The sequence below is a fragment of the Rhizobium sp. CBN3 genome, from assembly GCF_030518245.1.
Classification (GTDB): domain Bacteria; phylum Pseudomonadota; class Alphaproteobacteria; order Rhizobiales; family Rhizobiaceae; genus Rhizobium; species Rhizobium aethiopicum_A.
In genome coordinates this window covers 1-16085 of sequence record NZ_JAULSE010000009.1, presented here as the reverse complement: position 1 = coordinate 16085, position 16085 = coordinate 1, and the positions used below count along the sequence as shown (strand labels likewise).

The 16085-nt window shown below is 61.1% G+C and carries 14 protein-coding genes; 3 read left to right on the top strand and 11 right to left on the bottom strand.

The window, feature by feature from the left end:
- Positions 1–67: 67 nt before the first annotated feature.
- Positions 68–1315 carry an FAD-binding oxidoreductase gene (locus QWJ46_RS15070; RefSeq protein WP_302751892.1) on the top strand — a complete coding sequence of 416 codons (1248 nt, stop codon included), beginning with the start codon at positions 68–70 and terminating at the stop codon, positions 1313–1315.
- Here the strand turns inward: QWJ46_RS15070 and QWJ46_RS15065 are convergent.
- The 8 genes from QWJ46_RS15065 to QWJ46_RS15030 all read right to left on the bottom strand — a co-directional run bounded on the left by QWJ46_RS15065 (position 1305) and on the right by QWJ46_RS15030 (position 9957).
- Positions 1305–1844: a gluconokinase gene (locus tag QWJ46_RS15065; protein ID WP_302751891.1), complete on the bottom strand. Its 540-nt coding sequence runs from the start codon at positions 1842–1844 to the stop codon at positions 1305–1307. The two genes, QWJ46_RS15070 and QWJ46_RS15065, sit on opposite strands and share 11 nt — an antisense overlap.
- A 27-nt stretch (positions 1845–1871) precedes the next feature.
- Positions 1872–2825: a peptide ABC transporter ATP-binding protein gene (locus QWJ46_RS15060; protein ID WP_302751890.1), complete on the bottom strand. Its 954-nt coding sequence runs from the start codon at positions 2823–2825 to the stop codon at positions 1872–1874.
- Entirely contained in the window at positions 2822–3838 is a 1017-nt protein-coding gene (locus tag QWJ46_RS15055) for an ABC transporter ATP-binding protein (protein ID WP_302751889.1), read from the bottom strand. Before QWJ46_RS15055 ends, QWJ46_RS15060 begins: the two co-directional genes overlap by 4 nt.
- Positions 3838–4728 carry an ABC transporter permease subunit gene (locus QWJ46_RS15050; RefSeq protein ID WP_302751888.1) on the bottom strand — a complete coding sequence of 297 codons (891 nt, stop codon included), beginning with the start codon at positions 4726–4728 and terminating at the stop codon, positions 3838–3840. The genes QWJ46_RS15055 and QWJ46_RS15050 overlap by 1 nt, the downstream gene beginning before the upstream one ends.
- Before the next feature lie 9 nt (positions 4729–4737).
- Positions 4738–5742 (bottom strand): ABC transporter permease subunit, encoded by a 1005-nt coding sequence (locus QWJ46_RS15045; protein ID WP_302751887.1) that lies wholly within the window; start codon positions 5740–5742, stop codon positions 4738–4740.
- 87 nt (positions 5743–5829) lie between these two features.
- Positions 5830–7425, bottom strand: a complete 1596-nt coding sequence (locus QWJ46_RS15040; protein WP_302751886.1) for an ABC transporter substrate-binding protein — start codon at positions 7423–7425, stop codon at positions 5830–5832.
- A 334-nt stretch (positions 7426–7759) separates the two neighbouring features.
- The gene (rirA, locus tag QWJ46_RS15035) at positions 7760–8242 is read right to left on the bottom strand and encodes an iron-responsive transcriptional regulator RirA (protein WP_302751885.1); all 483 of its coding nucleotides are present in this window, start codon (positions 8240–8242) and stop codon (positions 7760–7762) included.
- Positions 8243–8460: 218 nt separating this feature from the next.
- On the bottom strand, positions 8461–9957 hold the full coding sequence (locus QWJ46_RS15030) for a CoA-acylating methylmalonate-semialdehyde dehydrogenase (RefSeq protein ID WP_302751883.1): 1497 nt from the start codon (positions 9955–9957) through the stop codon (positions 8461–8463).
- A 165-nt stretch (positions 9958–10122) separates the two neighbouring features.
- On the opposite strand from QWJ46_RS15030, the gene QWJ46_RS15025 reads away from it, so the two are divergent.
- Positions 10123–10434, top strand: coding sequence for a putative quinol monooxygenase (locus QWJ46_RS15025; RefSeq protein WP_302751881.1), 312 nt, complete (start codon positions 10123–10125; stop codon positions 10432–10434).
- A complete protein-coding gene (locus tag QWJ46_RS15020) occupies positions 10434–11315 on the top strand; it encodes a LysR family transcriptional regulator (RefSeq protein ID WP_302751880.1) in 882 nt (293 codons plus the stop codon). The genes QWJ46_RS15025 and QWJ46_RS15020 overlap by 1 nt, the downstream gene beginning before the upstream one ends.
- Here the strand turns inward: QWJ46_RS15020 and QWJ46_RS15015 are convergent.
- The 3 genes from QWJ46_RS15015 to QWJ46_RS15005 all read right to left on the bottom strand — a co-directional run.
- Positions 11312–11479, bottom strand: coding sequence for a hypothetical protein (locus tag QWJ46_RS15015; RefSeq protein ID WP_302751879.1), 168 nt, complete (start codon positions 11477–11479; stop codon positions 11312–11314). The genes QWJ46_RS15020 and QWJ46_RS15015 overlap by 4 nt on opposite strands.
- A 37-nt stretch (positions 11480–11516) precedes the next feature.
- A complete protein-coding gene (locus tag QWJ46_RS15010) occupies positions 11517–11954 on the bottom strand; it encodes a DUF4174 domain-containing protein (RefSeq protein WP_302751878.1) in 438 nt (145 codons plus the stop codon).
- A gap of 212 nt (positions 11955–12166) precedes the next feature.
- The coding region (locus QWJ46_RS15005; RefSeq protein ID WP_302751877.1) for a calcium-binding protein at positions 12167–16085 on the bottom strand (3919 nt) is incomplete at its 5' end.

Below are 16085 nucleotides of genomic sequence, written 5' to 3'. Positions count from 1 at the left end.
ATTTTTCGTTTGCGCCGCGGCATCGGCACGGGCATTTTCGCCAGATAACAAAGCGGAATGCAGGGGAATGACGAAAAACGTAATCGTGCTCGGCGCCGGCATCGTCGGGGTGTCCACCGCCATTCATCTTCAGCGGCGCGGCCGGCAGGTGACGCTGATTGACCGCAAGGATCCGGGCAACGAAACCTCCTTCGGCAATGCCGGCCTGATCCAGCGCGAAGGGGTGGCGCCTTACGGCTTCCCCCAGCAGCTCGGTCTGCTGCTGCGTTATGCGCTCAACAACCGCATCGATGCGCATTATCACCTGCGCGCCCTGCCGAGCCAGCTCGCCTTTCTCGCCCGTTACTGGTGGAATTCGAATGCCCAGCGCCACGCAGCCATTACCCGGGCCTATGCGCCACTGATCGAAAACTCGATTGCCGAACACAAGGACCTGATCGAGGCTTCGCAGGCGCAGGCGCTGATCCGCAAGGACGGCTGGATGAAGATCTTTCGGACGGAGGCCAAACGCGACGAGGCGCTCGCGGAGGCCGCGCTTTGGCAGAGCGAATTCGGAGTGGACTATGATAGCCTGACGTCGGCCGATATCGCCCGCATGGAACCTGATATGACCGTTCGTTTCGCCGGCGGCATCCGCTGGCGCGATCCCTGGTCGGTGCTCGATCCGCATGCGCTGACATCGGCCTATCGCCGCTATTTCGAAAGCCTCGGTGGCCGCTTCGTCACAGGCGACGCCGCCTCGCTCGGCCAGTTCGGCGCCGGCTGGAAGATCATGACCAGCGAAGGCTCGCTCGAAGCCGACGATGCGGTCCTTGCGCTCGGTCCCTGGGCAGCCGTCGCGACGCGCCGGCTCGGCTATTCCTTTCCCCTCGGCGTCAAGCGCGGTTATCACATGCATTATGCCGTCAAAGGCGATGCCATGCTCAAGAACTGGATCCTCGATGCCGAGCGCGGTTATCTGCTGGCGCCGATGAACCGCGGCATCCGCCTGACGACGGGAGCCGAGTTCGCAACGCTCGACGCGCCGAAGACGCCGGTGCAGCTCGACCGGGCCGAAGCCATGGCGCGTACGATCTTCCCTCTCGGAGGCAGGCTCGATCCCGAACCATGGATGGGCGCGCGCCCCTGCACGCCGGACATGATGCCTGTCATCGGTAAGGCGCCGCGCCATCAGGGCCTGTGGTTCGCCTTCGGTCACGCCCATCACGGGCTGACGCTCGGGCCGGTGACCGGCCGCGTGCTGGCGGAACTCATTACCGGCGAGACGCCATTCATCGATATCTCGGCCTATTCGCCGCAGCGCTTCAAATCATAACGCCGAGGGTGGAGAGACCCCTGAGGGCCGTTGCCGCGATGCCGTCGATCGTATCGTCGATATCGACAGTGACGACACCGGGTTCGCCTGTCGGCACCTCGAGTGTCGCCAACTGACTTTCGAGCAGCGAGACCGGCATGAAATGCCCCTTGCGCTCGCCCATGCGCTTGGTCAGCAGCGCCTTGGATCCTTCGAGATAGACGAAGAACAGATTGCTGCCGGCAGCAGCTCTCAGCCTGTCGCGATAGATGCGTTTCAGCGCCGAGCAGGAGACGATGATGCCCTCGCCTTTTTCCAGCGAGGCCTGCATGCGTTTGCCGATCAGGTGGAGCCAGGGCATCCGATCCTCATCGGTCAACGGAATGCCCTTCGACATCTTCTCGACATTGGAAGCCGGATGAAGCGCATCACCTTCGACGAAGGGCAGGTGCAAGGCCTCGGCGAGTTTTTCTCCGACCGAGGATTTGCCGCAACCGCTGACCCCCATGACGATGATCGCATGGGGTTTGTTGATCCGATCGTCCTGCATGTTTCCTCTCAAACGGCGGCTTCCCGCTCAGTCGAGCGGGAAATGACAGGCATATTTTTGTGCGCCTTCTCCACTTAATTCGGGAGAAACCTGGCGACAATAGTCCTGCGCCTTCCAGCAGCGCGGATTGAAGTGGCAGCCGGACGGCGGCTTCAGCGGCGACGGCAGTTCACCCTGTAGGCGGATGCGGTTCTTCTCGCGCTCGGGATCGGCGATCGGGGTCGCCGACAGCAAGGCGGCCGTATAGGGATGGCGCGGCCGGGCGAAGACTTCGGCGGCAGGACCGGTTTCGATCGGGCGACCGAGATACATCACCATTACCTCGTCGGCGATGTGATGGACGACCGAGAGGCCATGCGAGATGAAGAGATAGGCAAGACCCATCTCCTTCTGCAGGTCCATCAGCAGGTTCAGCACCTGCGCCTGGATCGAGAGGTCAAGGGCCGAAACCGGTTCGTCGAGCACCAGCACCTTCGGCCGCAGCATCAGCGCGCGGGCAATGGCGATGCGCTGGCGCTGGCCGCCGGAGAACATATGGGGGTAGCGGCCGTGATGTTCCGGGCGCAGCCCGACGCGGGCCATCATCTCCTCCACCTTGCGGCGGCGGGCGCTGGCATCGAGATCGGTATTGATCTTCAGCGGCTCGTCCAGAATTGCACCGACCTTCTGGCGCGGGTTGAGCGAGCCATAGGGATTCTGGAAAACGATCTGCACCTGGCTGCGCAGGCTGCGGTCGCCGACCCGCGCCGGCTTGCCGTCGATCAGCAATTCGCCGGCCGTCGGATCCTCGATCATCGTGACCAGACGGGCGAGCGTCGACTTGCCGCAGCCGGATTCGCCGACGACGGCGAGCGTCTTGCCGGAATGGAGGCTGAAGCTGACGCCGTTCAGCGCCTTGACCGTGGCGTCGGCTTTGAAGAGACCGCGGTTGACGGTGTAGAAACGGGCGAGATCCCTGCCCTCGAGAACGGCGCCCGTCATACCAGGTCTCCTGCAGTTTCAACGCGCATGACACCGGGATGACCCAGCGGCTTGCCGTCCTTCAATGGATAATTGCACAGCGCCCGGCCGAGTTCGGGCCCCTGGCGCACCACACCACGCTCGCATTCGACCGTTGCATAGCCGCAGCGCGGCGCGAACAGACAGCCGGTCGGGCGGCCGAACTGGCCGGGAACGACGCCGGCAATGGAGGGAAGTCGCTGCCCCACTTCGGCGCGCTCCGGCAAGGCGGCGAGCAGGGCTGCCGTATAGGGATGATGCGGATCGCGGAACAGCGCCCGCACCGGCTGTTCCTCGACCTTCTGGCCGGCATATTGCACCTGCACGCGTTCCGCGGTTTCGGCGACGACACCCATGTCGTGGGTGATCAGCACCAGCGCCATGCCCTGCTCCTTCTGCAAGCGCACGAGCAGATCGAGGATCTGCGCCTGGATCGTCACGTCGAGCGCGGTCGTCGGCTCGTCTGCGATCAGGAGCTTCGGATTGCAGGCGAGCGCCATGGCGATCATGACGCGCTGGCTCATGCCGCCCGACATCTGGTGCGGGAAGTTCGACAGGCGGTCTTCCGGCGCCGGAATGCCGACGAGGCTCAAGAGTTCGATCGAACGTTCGCGGCGCTCTTTCCGGTTGAGGCCCATATGGACGCGCAGGGTCTCGCCGAGCTGGAAGCCGACCGTGAAGCACGGGTTCAGGCTCGACATCGGCTCCTGGAAAATCATCGCCATCTCCTTGCCGACGATCCGGCGGCGCCGGCGGGCGGAAATGCCGCGCAGATCCTGGCCGTCGAACTGCATGCGGTCGGCGGTGATCTTCGCCGTCCAGGGCAGAAGACCCATCAGGGCCAGCATGGCAACGGATTTGCCCGAACCAGATTCGCCGACGACCGACAGGATCTCACCCTTGTCGCAAGTCAGCGACACGCCGTCGACGGCGCGGAAAAGACCGGATGACGTCTGGAACTCGACAGTCAGATTTTCGATTTCGAGGAGCGGCATCACGACCTCTTCAGTTTGGGGTCAAGCGCGTCGCGCAGGCCGTCGCCCATCAGATTGATGGCAAGAACGGTAATGAGGATGGCAAGACCCGGAAATGTCACGACCCACCAGGCGCGCGAGATGAATTCGCGGGACTCGGCAAGCATGGTGCCCCATTCGGGTGTCGGCGGCTGGGCGCCCATACCGAGAAAGCCGAGGGCGGCGGCATCAAGGATCGCCGCCGAGAAGGCAAGCGTCGCCTGAACGATCAGCGGCCCCAGACAGTTCGGTAGGATGGTCTTGAACATCAAGCGGAGCGTTCCCGCGCCGGCGACACGCGAGGCGATCACATATTCCTTCTCACGTTCCGAAATGACCGAGGCGCGGGTCAGCCGCACGAAATGCGGCTGGTTGACCAGCGAAATCGCGATCATCGCATTGGTAAGGCCGGGGCCCAGGACCGCCACCAGCACGAGCGCGAGCAGCAGCGACGGGAAGGCCAGGATGATGTCCATCAGGCGCATGATGGCGGTATCGATCCGGCCGCGGAAATAGCCGGCGACGAGGCCGATCAGCACACCACATATGACCGACAGCGTGACGACCACGACGCCGATGAAGAGTGAGAACCGCGCGCCATAGATCAGTCGCGAGAGGATATCGCGGCCGACGGCATCCGTTCCGAGCGGAAAGGAGGCGTGGCCTCCCTCCATCCAGGAAGGCACGGCGAGCAGCACCTCTCGGTTCTGCTCGTTCGGCGTATGTGGCGCAAAGACCGGTGCGAAGATCGCAACGACCAGAATAACGACGAAAACAACGAGGCCGATGACGGCGCCCTTGTTGCGGGAGAAATAATGCCAGAATTCCGCAAGAGCGGATGGCTGGCCGGTTTTGACGGTGACCGTGCTCATGGACCGCTCCTAGTGACGAATGCGCGGATTGATGAAGCCGTAGAGGACATCAACAATCAGATTGACCAGCATGATGACGCCGGCGATCAGGAGAAGGCCGCCCTGCACCACCGCGTAATCGCGCTTGAACACCGAATCGACCATCCATTTGCCGATGCCCGGCCAGGAGAAGATCGTCTCGGTGAGGATGGCGCCGGCAAGAAGTACACCGATCTGCAGGCCGATCGTGGTGATGACGGGGATCAATGCATTGCGCAGCGCATGCACGCCGACGACGCGCAGCGGCTTCAAACCTTTCGAGCGTGCGGTGCGGACATAGTCCTCGCCGAGAACCTCGAGCATGGCCGAGCGCGTCTGGCGGGCGATGACGGCGAGCGGGATGGTCGCCAGCACGATGGTCGGAAGAATGAGATAGCTGACGGCCGAGGCAAAGGCCCCTTTCTGACCTGACAGCAGGCTGTCGATCAACATGAAGCCGGTGACCGGCTTGAAGAAATACATCAGCGAGATGCGGCCGGAAACCGGCGTCCAGCCGAGATAGCCGGAGAAGAAGATGATGAGCAGCAGACCCCACCAGAAAATCGGCATGGAATAACCGACGAGGGCGACACCCATCACGCTCTGATCGAACCACGTGCCTCGCTTGACGGCGGCAAAGACGCCGGCGGGCACGCCAAGACAGACGGCAAGGATGATGGCGCAGAAAGACAGTTCCAGCGTTGCCGGAAACAATGTCAGAAATTCACCGAGAACGGGCCGCTTGGTGACGATCGAGGTGCCGAGATCGCCCTGCAGCACTTTTCCGAGATAATCGAAATACTGCATATACATGGGCCGGTCGAAACCGAGATCGTGCATGATCTGGGCGTGCCGCTCCGGCGCCATGACGCGTTCACCCGAGAGCAGCATAACCGGATCTCCGGGCAGCAGGCGGATGAATGAGAAGGCAATGAGGGAAACGCCGAGGAATGTCGGGATCAGCACCGCAAGGCGGCCGATGAAAAAACGCAACATGGCAGATGTCCAATAGTTTCCGGCGGTCAGGAGGTTCCTGACCGCCGGCTGTGCCCAGCTCTGCCGGGCATTTTTACATTATTCTTGTTATTCGGATACGTCGACGCCGTCGAAACGGTGAATGCCGAGCGGGTCCATCTTGAAGCCCGAGACCTTCTTGCTCATCGGAACGAAGACGAGCGAATGGTCGAGGGTCGCCCAGGGGGCTTCCTTCTTGAAGATCAGCTGCGCCTGCTCATAGGCCTTGGTGCGCTCGCCGACATCAGCCGTCAGCTTGGCCTTGGTCATAAGGTCGTCGTATTCCTTGTTGCACCACTGGGCGCGGTTGTTGCCGCCGACGGCATCGCAGCCGAGCAGCGTATCCATGAAGTTGTCGGGATCGCCGTTGTCGCCGGTCCAGCCGAGAATGACGGCGCCGTCGCGCTTCACGTCGGAGGAGAGCTTCAGGTACTCAGCCCATTCATGCGTGACGATCTCGACCTTGACGCCGACCTTGGCGAAGTCGGCCTGGATCAGTTCGGCGGCGCGGCGCGCGTTCAGCATGTAGGGACGCGATACCGGCATCGCCCAAACCTTCATGCTGAGATCCTTGACGCCGGCATCTGCCAGAGCCTTCTTGGCAGCGTCCGGATCGTACTTCTCGTCCTGAACGGCGTCGTTATAAGACCACATCGTCGGCGGGATGGGGTTCTTGGCAACGGTGGCCGCACCCTGGAAGACCGCGTCGACGATCGCCTGCTTGTTGATCGCCATGTTGAGCGCGCTGCGAACTTCCGGCTTGTCGAAAGGAGCCATCTGCGTGTTGTAGGCGAGGTAGCTGACGTTGAGGCCTGGCTGCTCCAGAACGGTCAGGTTTCCGTCCTTCTTCAGTTCGGGAACATCGGCGGCATTCGGATAAGGAATGAGGTGGCATTCGCCGGCCTTCAGCTTCTGAGCGCGGACGGCGGCGTCAGAGGTGATGGCGAAAACCAGATCGTCGATCTTTTCCTTGCCCTTGAAATAGCTTTCGTTCGCCTTGTAGCGGATGACGGCATCCGGCTGATAGGCGACGAAGGTGAAGGGGCCGGTACCGAGCGGCTGCTGGTTCAGCTGCGCCATCTTGCCGTCGGCGGCGAGCTTGTCGGCATATTCCTTGGACATGATGGAAGCAAAGTCCATGGCAAGGTCGGCCAGGAACGGTGCTTCGGGATGGTTGAGCGTGAACTTCACCGTGAGGTCATCGACCTTCTCGACCGACTTGATCAGTTCCGGGAAGCCCATGCCGGCCGCGTATTCATAGGAGCCGCCCTCGACATACTTGTTCCATGGATTGTCGGACTTCAGCTGGCGCTCGAAGGAGAACACGACGTCGTCGGCGTTGAAATCGCGCGTCGGGGTGAAGAAGTCGGCGGTCTGGAACTTGACACCGGGATGAAGCTTGAAGGTGTATTCCTTGCCGTCGTCCGAAACGCTCCAGCTGTCGGCCAAACCGGGTTCGATCTCGGTGCCACCATGCTTGAATTCGACGAGGCGGCTGTAGACGGTACGCGAGGACGCGTCGAAGGTCGTGCCTGCCGTATAGAGGCTCGGGTCGAAGCCTTCCGGCGAACCCTCGGAGCAATAAACAAGGGTCTTGGACCAGGCCGACGTCGCCATGACCGAAATCAGGGCCGTCGCTGCCAGCATGACAGAGATCTTTTTCATAATATTGTTTCCCGGTTGTTCTTTTTTGATGTCTGGAGACCACATAGGCATCCCGATCGACGGTCGATGGAACGACATTTATCTACTGAAAGCAACGGCCTACGGAGAAAATTTTTCCAGCTGGACAATTTTAGAAATTTTTGGTCAAAAATCAGCCTCATTCGGAAATTTTCGGACAAAAATGCCCGGCATTTCGTCGCATTTTGGATAATTGCGCCCTCTCAGCAGCGCATGTTGGATATTTCAGCATCCCTAAGTGCAACCAGACACCGCAAACAAAAACCGCGATTGCCGAGGCAACCGCGGTTTCATAAGTCTGTCCTGTTTCTTGAAATCAGGCGGCGGGGGCAACTGCCGCCGGCTTGCGGTATTGGTGCTCGCCGGTAATTCCGAGCAGGAAATTGATCTGGGGACGCGCCTTGACGAGGTCGTCGATCGAATATTCCGAGAGCACGCCGAAGAAGGCGTTCAGCGCCTTGCGCAGTGCCGAGTTCAAGCCACAGCTGTCGACCAGCGGGCATTCGACCATGCCGTCATCTTCAAAGCATTCGGCCATGGCGAAACTGTCTTCCGTGACCCGGACAACGTCGAAGAGCGTGATTTCGGCCGCCGGCTTGCCCAGGCGCACACCGCCGTTGCGGCCGCGCACCGTCTCCACCAGGCCGGCCTTGTTCAGCGGCTGGAGGATCTTGAAAAGAAAGAGTTCGGAAACCCCGTAGGCCTTGGCAATTTCCGGAATCCGGCTCAGCTGCCCTTCGTTGGCAGCACAATACATCAACATGCGAACCGCATAGTTGGTCTGCTTCGTCAACCGCATGCCGATCTCCTGACTCGTGCCTGTTCAGACGTATATAGGCGGTTTGGTAGTTTTGAACAATTCCAAAATATGAAATTTGCATTCAGCTTATGAGGCCATTTGCCGGGAGGTCAATCCTGCTCCACGATCTTCTGGTTACAGTCCAAATTGGCCTGCCGACACTTAAATGAAAGGGGGGCCGAAAGGCCCCCGAATTGCAGATCGATCTGTCGCACAGATTACTTCATCGTCGGCATGACGAATTCGGCGCCACTCTTGATGCCGGAAGGCCAGCGGGCCGTGACGGTCTTGGTCTTCGTCCAGAACTTGATCGAGTCCGTGCCGTGCTGGTTGAGGTCGCCGAAGCTCGATGCCTTCCAGCCGCCGAAGGAGTGGTAGGCGAGCGGAACCGGGATCGGAACGTTGATGCCGATCATGCCGATATTGATGCGCGAGGCAAAATCGCGGGCGGCATCGCCGTCGCGGGTGTAGATCGCAACGCCGTTACCATATTCGTGCTTCATCGGCAGAGACAGGGCTTCCTCATAGTTCTGGGCGCGAACGACAGAGAGGACGGGTCCGAAGATCTCGGTCTTGTAGATGTCCATGTCAGGCTTGACGTGATCGAACAGGCAGCCGCCGACGAAATAGCCGTCTTCATAACCCTGGAGCTTGAAGTCGCGGCCATCGACGACGAGCTTGGCGCCTTCCTCGATGCCGCGGTCGATCAGGCCGCGAACGCGGTTATAGGCTTCCTTGGTGACGAGCGGGCCCATGTCGGCCTTGTCGTCGGTATAGGGGCCGATGCGCAGCGATTCGATCTTCGGCGTCAGTTTCTCGACGAGGCGGTTGGCGGTCTCTTCGCCGACCGGAACGGCAACCGAGATCGCCATGCAGCGCTCGCCGGCCGAACCGTAGCCCGCGCCCATCAGCGCGTTAACGGCCTGATCCATGTCGGCGTCCGGCATGATGATCATATGGTTCTTGGCGCCGCCGAAGCACTGGGCGCGCTTACCGTTCATCGCTGCCGTGCCGTAGACGTAGCGGGCGATCGGCGTCGAGCCGACGAAGGAGACGGCGCCGATATCGGGATCGGTGAGGATGGCGTCGACAGCACCCTTGTCGCCGTTGACGACGTTGAGGATGCCGGCCGGCAGACCGGCTTCGATCATCAGTTCGGCAAGACGGATCGGCAGGGAGGGATCACGCTCGGAGGGCTTCAGGATGAAGGCATTGCCGCAGGCGATCGCCGGCGCAAACATCCACATCGGGATCATGCCGGGGAAGTTGAAGGGGGTGATGCCGGCGCCGATGCCGACCGGCTGGCGGATCGAATACATGTCGATTGCCGGACCCGCGCCCTCGGTGAACTCGCCCTTGGCGAGATGCGGGATGCCGCAGACAAATTCGCAGACTTCGAGGCCGCGAACGACATCGCCCTTGGCGTCCTCGATCGTCTTGCCGTGTTCCTTCGAAATCAGTTCGGCAAGTTCGTCCATATGCTTGTTCAGGAGCTCGACGAACTTGAAGAAGACGCGAGCGCGGCGCTGCGGGTTGGTGGCAGCCCATTTCGGCTGCGCTGCCTTAGCATTCTCGACGGCGGCGCGAAGCTCCTCGACGCTGGCGAGGGCGACGGTCGCCTGCACTTCGCCGGTCGCCGGATTGTAGACGTTGCTGACGCGGCCGCTGGTGCCGGCGACCTGCTTGCCGCCGATGAAATGTCCGATCTCACGCATGGATGTTCCTCCTGTTTGGATGGCCTACAATCGCACTTCAATTTGCACAAATCAATGCGTTGATATAAGTAACCGTTGTGCAAATTTTATAGTTCCGATGCAGGTGCTGCTGCTCCCAAACTTGGCGCGGGCTGCGGACAAGTCAAACTCAGGGAAGGTCAATCGATGAGCCAAAATCCGGTCGTGCGAATGGCGGAGTTGGAGATCGCCGCCGAGAGGCTCGACGCCTATCGGGCATTGCTTGCGGAGGAAATCGAGGCTTCGGTCGCGCTGGAAGACGGCGTCCTTTCGCTGAGCGCTGTTTCCATCCGCGAAGTCCCAAACCGCGTTCGCATTCTCGAAGTCTACGCCGACCAAAAGGCCTATGAGGCGCATCTGCGGACACCGCATTTCCTCAAATACAAGAAGGAGACGGCCGGCATGGTGACGTCGCTGACGCTCATCGATGTCGATCCGATTGCAATGCGGGCCAAGTGATGAACTGGGATGACGTTCGCATTTTCCTGGCCGTCGCCCGAACCGGACAGATCCTTGCCGCTTCGAAGCGCCTCGGGCTCAACCACGCCACGCTTTCGCGCCGGCTGACGTCGCTCGAAGCGGCACTGAAGACGCGGCTCTTCATCCGCCGCACGAACGGCTGCGAGCTGACGGCCGAAGGTGGCATCTTCCTTAATGCCGCCGAGCGGATGGAAACCGAAATGCTCGCGGCGCAGGCCAATCTCGGCCACACCGACACGGTGATCGCCGGGACGGTGCGCGTCGGCGCGCCCGATGGTTTCGGCGTTTCCTTTCTGGCACCGCGCATGGGCAGGCTGATCGAGCGCCATCCGGAGCTGAAGATCCAGCTCGTACCGGTGCCGCGCTCCTTCTCGCTGTCGCAGCGCGAGGCGGATATCGCCATTACTCTGGAACGCCCCGAACAGGGCCGGCTCGTCTCCTCCAAGCTGACGGACTATACGCTCGGCCTTTATGCTTCGCGCGACTACCTCGCCTCAAACGGCAGACCCGGCGATGTCGAGGCGCTGAAGGCGCATCCGCGCATCGGCTATGTCGAGGATCTGATCTTCACCGCCTCGCTGAATTTCTCCGGCGAGGTAATGCGCAGCTGGGACGCCGGCTTCGAAATCTCGACGGCTATCGGCCAGACGGAGGCGGTGCGATCAGGCGCCGGCATTGGTATCCTGCATGATTATATCGCCCGGCAGTATCCGGAACTGCAGCGCATCCTGCCTGACATTTCGATCCGACGCGCCTATTGGACGACCTATCACGAAACGGCGCGCGACCTCGTGCGCGTCCGCAGCGTCGTCGACTTCCTACAGGAACTCGTCGGCGCCGAGCGGCACATCTTCCTCTAGGCCTCAGAAACGTGCTTGGCCGGCTCGTCGTTTTCATCCGGATTTGGAACAGGCGCCTCGTCGGGAAGCCGGTCCGGCTCCGGTTCGGTGATCGGCGGCACCGGCTTCCAGCCGGGTGCCGGCATCGGCGGCTGATCGGGAATGGGTTCGTTGGGCACGGACATGACCGCCTCCCTTTTATGTTTGCGATGTTCGTCGGGGCTATTTGTCCGACTTCAGCGTCTCGGCAGCGCGCATCGGCATGCTGTCGATAATGGCGAAGAGCTCGCCATTGGTGATCGGCTCGCTGACCTTGAGCTTGACGGTGCCGTCCTTGCCGACAAGGAAGGCGGCGAATTCACCCATCTCCGGCGCATCGAGATCGCGGCGGATCGCTTCGCCGTCGAGGCCATCGGCAGCGCCGAAAAGCGCCCGGACCTTGCCGCCCGAGACCTTCAGCACCACCATATCGCGTTCATCGAGCGCACTGCGGTCGGCCAGCAGCTGGTTTTCCTGTCGCGCCGCGCGGGCATTGTCCCTGTCGGCGAAAAGAATGAAGGCGCGATTCTTCCACTGGAATGCGGCCAGGCTTTCGATCGGCGAATAGGCGCTGTTCGTCTCGTCGATCTTAGTCGCGCCGTAGAGCAGGGTTTTCGACATGCGTATTCTCCCGTCAGCTTGGACAACGGTCCGAGATGGCCGGGGTTCCATCTTATCGACAGGATCCTGGTTTTCGTGCCTGCACTTGCAGATTGCACGCCGCGCACTTCTACGCGACATGCTCTAATCTTGCAGCAGTGCCTGCCGTTGATCGAAAGGGCTACGCCCGCAACGACGTCCGGCAAAAATGTGCAGCGAGCTCCAAGCAACGCTCAAGCAAACAAGAAGTCCCACGACTGCAGGCTTGAAAGAGCAACATTCCTCAACGTTATGGTGTTGTCGGAATCGGCCATGATAACTGTATCATTCCCGGACTGCTCGCTTGCCGCAAAAAGCGATTCCCAATCGACGAAAATGTTGTGATCGATCGAGATCGCGTCATGTGCGGAGCCGGTTGCCACGAAGTTTGTGATCGTATCGTGACCCCAGTTCGACGAATAAAAGAAGACGTCGGCTGCCGCGCCACCAGTGAGGGTATCGTTGCCGGCGCCACCGGTCAGCGTATTCGAACCACTGCCGCCGACGATAACATTGTTCAGCGCATTCCCTGTTCCGGCAAACGGCCCCGTGCCGATAAAGGTGAGGTTCTCGACATTGGTCTCCAATGTGTAGGCCGCCAGTATCGTGCGAACCGTATCGGTCCCTGCGTCGGCAGCTTCGGTGACGATGTCGCCGGCATTGTCGACGATATAGGTGTCGTGGCCGGCGCCGCCGATCAAGGTATCCGCACCGGTCCCGCCATTCAGCGTGTCGTTGCCGGCGCCGCCGGTGATCGTATTGGCGAGTGCATTGCCGGCGCCGCTGAAGTTGGCGGATCCCGTATAGGTCAGGTTCTCGACATTGTTGCCGAGCGTATAGCCGGCAAGCGCCGTCTGGACCGTGTCCGTCCCTTCGTTCACATTCTCGATCACGAGGTCGCTCGCACTATCGACGACGTAAACGTCGTCGCCAATCCCACCCAACATCGTGTCGGAACCGCCACCTCCGATCAGTGTGTCGTTGCCCGCAGCCCCCATGAGCTTGTCGGCAGCGACACCACCTGTGATGATGTTGTCGAGCAGATTCCCTGCCCCGGTAAAGGCTGCCGTTCCGATATAGGTGAGGTTCTCGATATTGGCCGCCAATGTATGGGCGGCCAATGTCGTGCGAACCGTATCGATCCCTGCATTGGCCGCTTCGGTGACGACGTCGAAAGCATTGTCGACGATGTAGGTGTCGTTGCCGGTCCCGCCGATCAGCGTGTCGGCGCCAGCCCCACCATTCAGCGTATCGTTGCCGGCGCCGCCGGAAAGCGTATCGATGGCAGCGCCACCCGTGATCACGTTGTCGAGATCATTGCCTGTTCCGGCAAACGCCACCGTGCCGATATAGGTGAGGTTCTCGAGATCGCTGCCAAGCGTATAGCTTGCCAATGTCGTGCGAACCGTGTCGATCCCCGCGTCGGCCACTTCGGTGACGAGGTCGCCGACATGGTCGACGATATAAGTGTCGTTGCCGTCACCGCCGATCAGGGTATCCGCACCGCCCCCGCCATTCAGCATGTCATTGCCCGCGCCGCCGGTGATCATGTTGGTAAGCGCGTTGCCGGTGCCGGTGAAGTTGGCGGATCCCGTATAGGTCAGGTTTTCGACATTGACCAATGCGGCGATCGAATAGGCTGCAAGCGCCGTACGGATTTCGTCGGTGCCGGCGCCGACCGCCTCGTTGATGACGTCGCTCGCACTGTCGACCACATAGATGTCGTTGCCGGCACCACCGTTCAGCGTGTCGTTGCCGGCGCCGCCGTCCAGCGTGTCGTTGTCGGCGCCGCCGGTGATCGTATTGGCGAGCGCGTTGCCGGTGCCGGTGAAGCTGCCGGATCCCGTAAAGAGCAGGTTCTCGACATTCGCCTCCAGTATGTAGGCGGCCAGCGTCGTGCGAACCGTGTCGATACCGACGACGGCCGCTTCGGTGACGATGTCGCCGGCATTGTCGATGATATAGGTGTCGTTGCCCGCACCACCGATCAAGGTATCTGCACCGGCCGCGCCATCAAGCGTGTCATTGCCGGCGCCGCCGGTGATCGTATTGGCGAGGCTATTGCCTGTCCCGGCAAAGGCGGCCGTGCCGACGAAGCTCAGGTTCTCGACATCGCTGCCAAGCGTATAGTTCGCCAATGTCGTGCGAACCGTATCGGTTCCCTCGTCGGCCACCTCGGTGACGATGTCGCCGGCATTGTCGACGATGTAAGTGTCGTCACCTTCACCGCCGATCAGGATATCCGTACCGGCCCCACCATTCAGCGTGTCATTGCCGGCGTCGCCGGAAAGCGTATCGGCAGCAGCGCCGCCCGTGAGCGTGTTGTCGAGATCATTGCCTGTTCCGGCAAAGGCTGCCGTGCCGGCAAAGCTCAGGTTCTCGACATTGCCGGCAAGCGTATAGATCGCCAGGTTGGTGCGAACCGTATCGATCCCTGCGTCGGCGGCTTCGGTGACGATGTCGCCGGCATTATCGACGATGTAGGTGTCGTTGCCCACACCACCGATCAAGGTATCCGCACCTGCCGCGCCATCCAGCGTGTCGTTGCCGGCGCCGCCGGTGATCGTATTATCAAGCGCATTGCCGGCGCCGCTGAAGTTGACGGATCCGGTATAGGTCAGGTTCTCGACATTGTTGCCGAGCGTATAGCCGACAAGCGCCGTCTGGACCGTATCCGTCCCTTCGTTCACATTCTCGATCACCACGTCCGCCGCACTGTCGACCACATAGATGTCGTGGCCAATCCCGCCCAGCATGGTGTCGGCACCGGACCCGCCGATCAGTGTGTCGTTGCCGCCAGCCCCCATGAGCTTGTCAGCGCCAACACCACCGATGATGATGTTGTCGAGCAAATTCCCTGTCCCGGCAAAAGCAGCCGTTCCGATGTAGGTGAGGTTCTCGACATTGGCACCCAATGTATAGGCACTCAGGTTCGTCCGAACCAAGTCGACCCCCTCATTGGCTGCCTCGGTGACGCTGTCGCCGGCATGGTCGACGACATAGGTGTCATCACCCGCACCGCCGATCAAGCTGTCGGCCCCGCCTCCACCATTCAGCACATCGTTGCCGACACCGCCGGAAAGCGTATCGTTGGCCACGCCACCCAAGATGGTGTTGTCGAGATCATTGCCTGTCCCGGCAAACGCCACCGTGCCGATATAGGTGAGGTTCTCGAGATCGCTGCCGAGCGTATAACTTGCCAATGTCGTGCGGACCGTATCAGTCCCCGCATCGGCCGCTTCGGTGACGATGTCGCCGGCATTGTCGACGATGTAGGTGTCGTTGCCCTCACCGCCGATCAAGCTGTCCGCACCTAGCCCGCCATTCAGCGTGTCATTGAAGGCGCCGCCGGTGATCGTGTTGGCGAACGCGTTGCCGGTGCCGGTGAAGCTGGCCGATCCCGTATAGGTCAGGTTCTCGACATTGTTGCCGAGCGTATAGCTGGCAAGGACCGTCTGAACCGTGTCGTTCCCCTCGTTCGCATTTTCGACCACCACGTCCGTCGCACTGTCGACCACATAGATGTCGTCGCCCGTCCCGCCGGACATCGTGTCGGAACCGGCACCGCCAATCAATGTGTCGTTGCCGGCGCCGCCGTTCAGCGTGTCGTTGCCGATGCCGCCGTCAAGCGTGTCGTTGCCGGCGCCGCCGGTGATCGTGTTGACGAGCGCATTGCCGGTGCCGGTGAAGCTGCCGGATCCCGTATATTGCAGGTTCTCGACATTGTTGCCGAGCGTATAGCTTGAAAGCGCCGTCTTGATCAGATCGGTGCCTGCATTCAGCCCTTCGGTGACCACGTCACCAACGTCATCGACAAGATAGGTGTCGTTGCCCGCACCGCCGATCAAGCTGTCCGCACCGGCCGCGCCATCAAGCGTGTCATTGCCAGCGCCGCCGGTGATCGTATTGACGAGGCTATTGCCTGTCCCGGCAAAGGCCACCGTGCCGATATAGGTGAGGTTCTCGAGATCGCTGCCGAGCGTATAGCTTGCCAATGTCGTCCGGACCGTATCGGTTCCCGCATCGGCCGCTTCCGTGACGATGTCACCGCCATGGTCGACGACATAGGTGTCGTCACCCTCACCGCCGATCAAGCTGTCGGCCCCGCCTCCG